We start from the raw sequence: 8691 nt of genomic DNA on the forward strand, positions 1-8691 counted from the left end.
TGACTGTGGGCGCCACCGGCGAGGCCGGGGGCGCCCACAGTCATGTCGGCGGCAGAACGGGCCGGGCCCGTCAGTGCTTGGAGCCGCCGCCGTTGAGCTTCACTCCGCCGAGCAGCGGGGAGGCCTGGGTGGCCCCATTGGCGAGGCTCATGACCTCGGCCGGAGCGTCGTTGCGGACCTCGTTGACCTTCTGGACGGTGGTCACGACCTTCTGGACGCTCTCGCCCTGCTCGGCCAGTCCGTTGCCCACGGTCTGGGGCAGCGCCGCCGACACCGGGTTCACCGAGTCGGTGACGGCCGTCAGTCCGCTCGTCAGGCTCATGGGGACGGCCGGCGCCTCGGTGGCGGCGAAGGCGGGGGAGGCGGCGCCGAGGGCGGCGACGGAGCCGGCGACGACTGCGGCGACCTTCGAGAGCTTCATTATCAAAATCCTTTTCTAGGGGTGCCCAGTGGCGACCGTCGCGCCACTTTCGACCTGGTTAACGATTACCCGGCGCCGCGGAAACGCGGAACCGAACACGGCAACGGCCGGAGAATCCGACAAGGCATTCTCCGGCCGATATTTCTTCCGATTACCGGTATTGCCGTCAGGCGGCGTTACGGGACCTGCGGTACAGAATGGCGCCGCCCAGGATCAGGGCCGAGGCCAGGGCCGCCGCGGCGCCGGGCTGGCCGGCGCCGGTCGCGGCCAGTTCCTGCCGCGCGGGGGCCGCGGGGACCGCCGCGACGGGAACGGCCTCGGGCGCGGGTGCCGGAGCCGGCGCGGGAACCTGGGCCGGAGCGGGTGCCGGGGCGGGCAGCGGTGCCGGGGGGAGCGGGACGGGCAGGTCACCGGCGGGAGCCGCCGGCGGCTGGTCGGCCGGGGGCACTACCGGCGCCGGGTGCTCCACGACCTGGCTGCCGTGCGGGGGCATCGGCGCGGCAGCTTCCTCTACGACGGGCGCCGGAGCGGGGAGCGTGTGCGGAGCCTCCTCCACTACGGGCGCGGGCGCGGGCGCGGGGGCCGGCGCCGGAAGCGGCTGCGGGGCCTCCTCGACCGGTGCCGGCACGGGCTCGGGCTGCGGCGCGGGTGCCTGCTCTACGGGAGCGGGCGCAGGCGCCGGCGCGGGCGCCGGGTGCTCCGCCTCGGGCGCGGGCAGCGGCTTCGGCGCGGGGGGCGCGTGCTGCGGGACCGGGGGCTGCTCGGCGTGCTGCTCCGGGGCGGGGTGGTCGTCGCACTCCTCCTCGCCGGAGTCGCCGGAGTCTCCGTAGCCGCCCTGCGGCCCGGGCCCGTGGTCCTCGTGGCCGCCCTGCGGCCCGGGTGCGTCGTCGCCGTAGCCGCCGTGCTGCTCGGGTCCGCGGTCGCCGTAGCCGCCCTGCTCGTGCCGGTCCTCACGGTCCTCGTGCCGGTCGCCCCGGTCGTGCTCGTCGTGCTGGTTGACGTAGTGGCGGACCTGCTCCGCCTGCTGCGGGCTGAGGTAGCGCTCGTAGTCGTGTCCGGCGTCGGAGCCGGTCGTGGTGGCGCAGTTGTTGCCCATGGCGGGGTTGAGGCCCGCTCCGGCGTCCACGGTGTTGCCGCACACGTTCGGCGAGAAGGTGATCGGTACCGAGACGCTGTTGCCGGCCAGCACGCCCGGTGAATGGGAGGCCTCGGCCATCGCCCCGGGTTGTGCGTAGGCCGCGCCGGTCGCGATCGACAGCAGACTGGACGCGGCGGCCGCGGTGAGCACCCCCTTGCCCAGTACCTGTCGGCTCAGTACCTGTCGCATGGGTCCTTCCCTGTCTACCGGCCCTGCGGCCGGTGCTGAATCGAAGGTGGCCTCGGAGTGCACCGCCGTGCACTCCGAGGCCACCCCGAGGAGGTCTGCCCTTGCGGGCACAGGCGCTTCGTCAGGCGTTGACGCAGGTGTTGCCGAACGCGGGGTTCAGCAGGGCGATCACGTTGACGGTGTTGCCGCAGACGTTGACCGGGATGTGCACCGGGACCTGGAGCACGTTGCCGGACAGGACGCCCGGGGAGCCGACGGCCTTGCCGTCCGCCGCCGCGTCGGCCATGGCGGGGGAGGCGGCACCGGCGGCCATGAGAATGCCGGCGGCCAGCACCACTGCCTTCTTGTACGTCATTTGTTTTCGTTTCCTTCCCGCAGAGGTCTATCCGCTGCAGAAATAACAACGAGTGGGTCCGGGAAAAGAAACCGGGGATTTTCGCGCGCCTCCGGCCAATTCACTCAGATGCCTGTGCGTCCTGAATTGTGGCCGGATTGTTCCGGTTGTTTCAGGGTCATCATTCGGGTCCCGACATGCGGCGGGGCCGCCGCGACCCGAAGGTGCGACGGCCCCACTGGCACGGTGCTGTGTCAGCTGGCGCGGCGTCAGCTGCCGGCGGAGGCGTTGCCGGACAGGACCGGGATGTTGCTGAGGATGTGCGAGAGAGCCTCGTCGCCCTTGGCCTGGGTGGAGTTCTCGGTGCACTGCTGGTTCTGCGGGCTGGACAGGACGGGGATGTCCTGGACGCCGACGTTGACCAGAGCCAGCACGGACTGGACGTTGGCCTTGGCGGGCAGGGCGATGCAGGGCTTGTTGAACGAGCCCTGGATGAGCGCCATCTGCGGGCTCATGTTGCCGTAGGTGGCCTGGTTGCCGTAGATCTGCGAGGCCCCGTTGCCGTTCACGGTGTTGATGCCGTTGTCGTTGCCGATGGCCATGGCCTGCGGGGCCATGGCGGCACCCAGACCGACGAACGAGGCGGCAACCGCTGCGCCGGCCGCAAACTTCTTGATCATGATGGTCCCTTTTTTGCAGGATTGCCCGGTACTCAAGCACTCGGATCAACGGCGCTACCGCGGTTTGGGTTGCGTGTCTTCACTCGGATGCCGAAGTTTCGGGCTGCACGGTTGACGTCAGGCGTTGACGCAGGTGTTGCCGAACGTGGGGTTCAGCAGGGCGATCACGTTCACGGTGTTGCCGCAGACGTTCACCGGGACGTGGACCGGGACCTGGAGCAGGTTGCCGCTCAGGACGCCGGGGGACTCACCGGTGAAGCCGTTCGCCGTCGCGCCGTCGCCGCCGTGCGCGGAGGCGAGGCCCGCGCCGCCCATCAGCAGCGCGGTGCTCGCGACCGCCAGGGTGGCGCCGCGCACCAGCCTCTTCTTCATCTCCGTTTTCCTTTCGGTTCGAACAATGGTGCAAGCCATAACGACCCGCCCGTCTCCAGGGTGCGTGCTATCGCCCAAAAGGCCGTATGAGCGAGTCCGGCGTGATTTCCCTCCTGATTTCTGACAAAGTTCACTCCTGTTTTGTCCCCTTGATCGAAAATGGAGACAGGGTCATGGGTTCCTCCCGCAGAATCCTCGGCACGCTGGGTCTGCTGTCCTGCCTCACACTTTCGGTGAACGCACCCTTTGCCGGTGCGGCTACCGGCGCCGCCGCCCCGCCGGGTGCGCGGAGTCCGCTGGTCAAGGAAGCGCCCCGGGTGCCGTTCACCCAGCGTTACCAAGCCGTGCAGCACGGCGGCCTGGTCCGGGCCTCGAACTCGTCCATCGGCTGCCGCAAGGAGGAGTCCGAGCAGGCCGAGCCGTGTGCTGCGGTCAACAAGGGTGCGGCCGGGACCAACGGCGACTACGAGATGTTCTACGACGAGGTCGACAAGGACCCGGACACCTACAACTCCACCCGGGCCGAGCTCAAGGTCCCGGCGGGCGCGAAGGTCTCGTACGCCCGGCTGTACTGGGGCGGGAACCTGCGGGTCGGCGAGCAGAAGCCGCCGGAGGACAACGGTCGGGTGCTCGTCGCCGAGCCGGGCGGCGCGTACAAGGAAGTGCTGGCCGACACGGCGATCGGGCACCGCAGCGACGCGGCCGGCGATGCCTACCAAGCCTCCGCCGACGTGACCCCGCTGGTCCGCAAGGGCGGCGCCGGTATGTGGACGGTGGCCCAGCTGAACATCGCCATGGGGCACTCGGACGCGGGTGCCTGGGGCGGCTGGACGCTGGTGGTGGCCTACGAGCACCCGCAGGAGCCGGTGCGCAGGGTCTCGATCTGGGACGGCTTCGAAGGGCTGGCCGCGGGGGCCGGCGAGGCGGCGGGCGAGACGGTGGAGCTCACCGGTCTGGACGCCGCACCCGGCGCGCAGGGGCGGGCCGGGGTGGTCGCGTACGACGGGGACCGCGGAACGCTCGGGGATTCACTCACGGTGACCGCCGACAGCGGGCGCCGGATCAGTCTCAGTGACGGAGAAAATCCTTTTAATGATGTTATGAATTCCACGATCACGGAATTCGGAGATCACTCGTTCGTGCGACAGCCCGAACATATGAATAACCTCGGATATGACGCGGACGTGTTCGATCTGAGCCCCGCCCTGTCCGGAGGCGCCCGCAGCCTGACCTTCGGGTTCACGGGCGAAAACCAGGGTCATTTCCTCGGTGTGCTCTTCGTTCAGACAGACGCGCGCCGCTGAACGCAGGAGACCACTCCACGTGCCGACGCAGCCTTCTTCACCCGCCCCTTCCCCTTCCCCTTCCCGGCCTCCGGCCGTCCTCCACCTCGTCCAGCCGGTCGAGGGAGGGGTCGCCCGCGTCGTCGTCGACCTCGTACGCGCCCAGTCCGCGGCCGGACTGCGGACCTACGTCGGCTGCCCACGTGGCGGACAGCTCGCTGACGCCGCCCGCGAGGCCGGGGCCGAGGTGTTCACCTGGCGTGCCGGGCGGGCCCCCGGGCCGGGCCTGGCCGCCGAAGTGCTCGGCGCGCGCCGCTTGATCGGGCGGGTCCGGCCCGACCTCCTGCACGCCCACAGCGCCAAGGCCGGACTCGCCGGGCGGCTCGCCGTGCGCGGGGCCGTCCCGACCGTCTTCCAGCCGCACGCCTGGTCCTTCGACGCCGTGGGCGGGGCCACCGCCGCACTCGCGCTGCGCTGGGAGCGCTTCGGGGCCCGTTGGGCCGACCGGGTGCTCTGCGTCAGCGAGGCCGAACGCCGCACCGGCGAGTCCGAGGGGATCGCCGCCCACTGGTCGGTGATCCGCAACGGCGTCGACCTCGACCACTTCCGCCCCGGCGGCCCGGACCCCGTCCAGGACAAGGCCCGGGCGCGCGCCGAACTTCCGCTGCCCGCCGCCTTCCAGGGCGACGGGCCGCTCGCCGTCTGCGTCGGCCGGCTCTGCCAGCAGAAGGGGCAGGACGTCCTGCTGCGTGCCTGGCCGGAGCTGCTCGGAGCCGTTCCCGGGGCCCGTCTCGTGCTCGTCGGGGACGGCCCCGACATGGAGCGGCTGCGCCGCACGGCCCCGCCCTCGGTCCACTTCGCGGGGGCCGCCTTCGACATCCGGCCGTGGCTTCGGGCCGCCGATCTCGTTGTACTGCCGTCGCGGTGGGAAGGCATGGCGCTCGCCCCGCTCGAAGCCATGGCCTGTGGCCGCCCGGTCCTGGTCTCCGACGTCAGCGGTGCCAGGGAGAGCCTCCCGCCCGGCCAGGGACGGCTGTGCCTGGTGGAACCGGAGGACCCGACGGCGCTGGCCAAGGCCCTGGGCGGGCTGCTCGCCGAGCCGCGGCTGCTCGCCGCACTCGGGGAGCAGGCAGAGCGGCACGCGCGGATGGAATTCGACGTGCGGCGCACCACGGACGCGGTCACCGGTCTGTATCACGAACTGCTGGGCAGGCCCCGGCCCTTGAACCAGGAGCGCATCAGCCGATGACGATGGACAGCGCACCCGCCCGGCACACCGGGCAGGACGGCACGGGGCCCGCCGGCGGCATCACCGGCATCACCGGTACGACCACGACCACGAGCACCACCGGCGCCGCCGGCGCGATCAGTACGGCCACCGGTACCGCGTCCGGCACCGCCGTTCGCCGTTCCGTGACCGCCATCCACCCCCCGCGCGGGCCCAAGGCCGACCGCGCCCGGGCCGCCGTACGGCCCGAACGGGTGCGCCGCCGGGACGGGATCGCCCCGCTGCTGGCCGCCGACGCGTTCGCCGCCACGGCGACGGTGGCGGCGCTGCCCGGAGCGGAGTTGCCCCTCGGGGCGGCCGCTCCCCTCGCCCTGGCCCTGGTCGCGCTGCACGCGCAGGCCGGGCTGTACCGGCCGCGGCTCGCCCCCTCGGCGCTCCTCGAACTGCCCGCGCTCGCCGGGCGGGCCGCCGCGTTGTGGTGCGGGGCCGCCGCCGTGCTGGCCGCCACCGCCCCGGGTGACGCCCTGGGCTGGAGCGCGCTGCTCGGCGCGGTCTGCGTCCAGGTCGTACTGGCGTGCGCGGGGCGCGGAGCCGTCAACCAGCTCCGCCGTCGCACCCGCGCCCGCCGCCCCGCCTCCGCCCTGGTCGTCGGACCCGGCGCCGGGGCGAGCGCGGTGGCCGCCGCCCTGCACGGGCGCCCCGAGTACGGCCTGCGCCCCGTCGGGCTCGCGGACACCGGGCCCGCCGAGGAGGCGGCGGCGGGAGTGCCCGTACTCGCCACCCACGAGGACATCCGGCGGGCCGTCATCCAGAACTCCGTCCGGCACGCCGTCTTCACCCGCCCGCCCGAGGCCGACGAACGCACCGCCTCCCTGGTCCGGCTCTTCCACGACCACGGGTGCCGGCTCTGGCTCGCCGACCCGGCGGGCACCGCCAAGGTCACCGGGATGCGCGTCGCGCAGCCCGGTGACCAGCTGTGGGGGTACGCCGTCCAGCCGCTGCTGCCGCGTCCGGCCCGGCCGGTCGAGCGGTACGCGAAGCGGGTCATCGACTCCTCGCTCGCCGCGATCGCCCTGCTGGCCGCCGCGCCCGTGATGGGCGTCTGTGCACTCGCCGTACGGATCTCCGACGGGCCTGGGGTGATCTTCCGGCAGGAGCGGGTCGGCCTGTACGGACGCCCCTTCACCCTGCTGAAGTTCCGCACCCTGCGCGCCGACGCCCACGAGTCCGCCACCCGCTGGACGGTGGCCGGCGACTGCCGGATGAGCCCGATCGGCTCCTTCCTGCGCAAGTCCTCGCTGGACGAGCTGCCGCAGCTGTGGAACGTGGTCCGGGGTGACATGAGCCTGGTGGGTCCCCGCCCCGAACGACCCTTCTTCGTAGCCAAGTTCAGCAGCGTGCACCCCGGGTACGAGGCCCGGCACCGGATGCCCGTCGGCATCACCGGCCTCGCCCAGATCAACGGGCTGCGCGGGGACACCTCCATCGAGGACCGGGCCCGCTTCGACAACCACTACATCGACACCTGGTCGCTGTGGCAGGACCTGTGGATCCTGGCCCGCACCGCGGCCTCCTTCTTCCGCTTCCGGCTGGGGGGCAGCTAAAGCATGAGCCTTGCCGCACCGACGTCACCGACCTCATGGTCCTGCCCGGACCCCGCCGATCTGCTGCGCCGACACTGGCCGCTGCTGCCGCTCGCCGCGACCGTACTGGCCCTCCTGATCCCCGTCCCGGCCGGTGACGCGACCGCCTCGGGGAAGGTCGGTCCGGCCGACGCCGCCTCGCTGCTGCTCGTGTTCGTCTGCGGGATCCAGGCCCTGCGGGGCCGGGTCCGGCCGCTGAGCCCGCTGGGGGTGCTCGTCCTCGGCCTGCCGGCCGTCGGGCTCGCCGTCTCGACGGTGACCGCGGGGGACCCGTACGCGGCCCTGCCCGGGTTCGTGCGCTACCTCCAGGTGTTCGTGCTGGTCCCGGCGGCGATCGTGCTGCTGGTGCGGGACGCCTCGGAGTTCCGGCTGGCCGCGGGGTGCTTCGTGGTACTGGCGCTGGTTCAGGGAGCGGTGGGCGTGGTGCAGTTCGCCACCCACACCGGGGCCTCGTACCAGGGCGAGGACATCCGCGCCGTGGGCACCTTCGGACCCGGGGACGTCATGGGCATGGCCACGGTCGTGGCCTACGGCCTGGTCGTCGCGACGGCCGGCGCGCTCGCGCCGGGGCTGCCGGCGCGGGTCCGGCGGGCCTCGGGCGCGGCGGCGCTGGTCCTGGTGCTCCCTCTGGTGCTGTCCTTCAGCCGGGGCGCGTGGATCGCGACCTTCGCCGCGGCCGGGCTGGTGATGGCCCTGGCCGGGATCAGGCGGGCCCTGAAGGTGCTGCTCGCGCTGGTCGCCGCCGGGGTGGTGCTCGTCGGCGGGTTCGGCGTCGGCTCCGCGATGGTCGCGGAGCGGCTGACCTCGATCACGCAGGTGTCCGACGCCCCCGACCAGTCGGTGACCGACCGCTACACGATGTGGGCCGCGGCCGGGTCGATGTGGCGCGAGCGGCCCGCGGTGGGCGTGGGGCTGAAGGGCTTCCCGGCCAACCGGGACTCCCACTCCGGGCTGGCGCTGTCCTCCGGCAGCGACACCGCGGGCGCGGGCCAGGGGTACATCCGCCAGCCGCTGCTGTCCCCGCACAACATGTACCTGCTGGTGCTGAGCGAGCAGGGGCTGATCGGCCTCATCGCGCTGGCGGGCGGCTGGCTGGCCCTGCTGGTGGCGGGCCTGCGGCGGTGCACGGCGGGGCCCTCCGCGGTGCGGGACTGCGGACTGGTCGCGATCGGCCTGCTCGTGTGGCAGCTCACCGACTTCCTCTACGCGGACATCGGGGGCCCGTCGACCGTCCTGACCGGAGTGATCATCGGCCTGGCGGCCTGGTGGGCGCTTCCCTCCGGGGGCGGGACGGGTGGGCTCGCCGCCGGCGACGCCCGTGGACGGCGCGGACGGAGGCGAGCCGCTGCGGCCGCCCCCGGTCGCGGGCCGGGCGCGCCTGCCCGGGCCACGACCCCCGAGGG

General features: G+C 72.9%; 9 protein-coding genes. 4 read left to right on the top strand and 5 right to left on the bottom strand.

The window, feature by feature from the left end; genetic code table 11:
• Positions 1 to 70: 70 nt before the first annotated feature.
• The 5 genes from ACFVX6_RS17815 to ACFVX6_RS17835 all read right to left on the bottom strand — a co-directional run bounded on the left by ACFVX6_RS17815 (position 71) and on the right by ACFVX6_RS17835 (position 3134).
• Positions 71 to 421, bottom strand: a complete 351-nt coding sequence (locus ACFVX6_RS17815) for a hypothetical protein (RefSeq protein WP_389692447.1) — start codon at positions 419 to 421, stop codon at positions 71 to 73.
• A 166-nt stretch (positions 422 to 587) separates the two neighbouring features.
• The gene (locus ACFVX6_RS17820; RefSeq protein ID WP_389692449.1) at positions 588 to 1748 is read right to left on the bottom strand and encodes a chaplin; all 1161 of its coding nucleotides are present in this window, start codon (positions 1746 to 1748) and stop codon (positions 588 to 590) included.
• A 121-nt stretch (positions 1749 to 1869) separates the two neighbouring features.
• Positions 1870 to 2103: a chaplin gene (locus ACFVX6_RS17825; protein WP_327253216.1), complete on the bottom strand. Its 234-nt coding sequence runs from the start codon at positions 2101 to 2103 to the stop codon at positions 1870 to 1872.
• 248 nt (positions 2104 to 2351) lie between these two features.
• On the bottom strand, positions 2352 to 2762 hold the full coding sequence (locus ACFVX6_RS17830; protein WP_356661608.1) for a rodlin: 411 nt from the start codon (positions 2760 to 2762) through the stop codon (positions 2352 to 2354).
• Between the two features lie 117 nt (positions 2763 to 2879).
• Entirely contained in the window at positions 2880 to 3134 is a 255-nt protein-coding gene (locus ACFVX6_RS17835) for a chaplin (RefSeq protein ID WP_389692451.1), read from the bottom strand.
• 173 nt (positions 3135 to 3307) lie between these two features.
• On the opposite strand from ACFVX6_RS17835, the gene ACFVX6_RS17840 reads away from it, so the two are divergent.
• The 4 genes from ACFVX6_RS17840 to ACFVX6_RS17855 all read left to right on the top strand — a co-directional run.
• Complete coding sequence (locus ACFVX6_RS17840) at positions 3308 to 4438, top strand: DUF3344 domain-containing protein (RefSeq protein WP_389692453.1); 1131 nt, start codon at positions 3308 to 3310, stop codon at positions 4436 to 4438.
• Positions 4439 to 4457: 19 nt separating this feature from the next.
• On the top strand, positions 4458 to 5666 hold the full coding sequence (locus ACFVX6_RS17845; protein ID WP_389692455.1) for a glycosyltransferase: 1209 nt from the start codon (positions 4458 to 4460) through the stop codon (positions 5664 to 5666).
• Positions 5663 to 7249, top strand: a complete 1587-nt coding sequence (locus ACFVX6_RS17850) for an exopolysaccharide biosynthesis polyprenyl glycosylphosphotransferase (protein WP_389692457.1) — start codon at positions 5663 to 5665, stop codon at positions 7247 to 7249. Before ACFVX6_RS17845 ends, ACFVX6_RS17850 begins: the two co-directional genes overlap by 4 nt.
• Positions 7250 to 7252: 3 nt before the next feature.
• The coding region (locus ACFVX6_RS17855) for an O-antigen ligase family protein (protein ID WP_389692459.1) at positions 7253 to 8691 on the top strand (1439 nt) is incomplete at its 3' end.

The sequence above is a fragment of the Streptomyces sp. NPDC058289 genome (assembly GCF_042880975.1).
GTDB lineage: Bacteria > Actinomycetota > Actinomycetes > Streptomycetales > Streptomycetaceae > Streptomyces > Streptomyces stoeckheimensis.

Excerpts from the sequence above, each read along its gene's own strand:
- ACFVX6_RS17825 (WP_327253216.1), bottom strand. The coding sequence starts at position 2,103 with ATGACGTACAAGAAGGCAGTGGTGCTGGCCGCCGGCATTCTCATGGCC.
- ACFVX6_RS17850 (WP_389692457.1), top strand. The coding sequence starts at position 5,663 with ATGACGATGGACAGCGCACCCGCCCGGCACACCGGGCAGGACGGCACG.
- ACFVX6_RS17815 (WP_389692447.1), bottom strand. The coding sequence starts at position 421 with ATGAAGCTCTCGAAGGTCGCCGCAGTCGTCGCCGGCTCCGTCGCCGCC.
- ACFVX6_RS17840 (WP_389692453.1), top strand. The coding sequence starts at position 3,308 with ATGGGTTCCTCCCGCAGAATCCTCGGCACGCTGGGTCTGCTGTCCTGC.
- ACFVX6_RS17830 (WP_356661608.1), bottom strand. The coding sequence starts at position 2,762 with ATGATCAAGAAGTTTGCGGCCGGCGCAGCGGTTGCCGCCTCGTTCGTC.
- ACFVX6_RS17820 (WP_389692449.1), bottom strand. The coding sequence starts at position 1,748 with ATGCGACAGGTACTGAGCCGACAGGTACTGGGCAAGGGGGTGCTCACC.
- ACFVX6_RS17835 (WP_389692451.1), bottom strand. The coding sequence starts at position 3,134 with ATGAAGAAGAGGCTGGTGCGCGGCGCCACCCTGGCGGTCGCGAGCACC.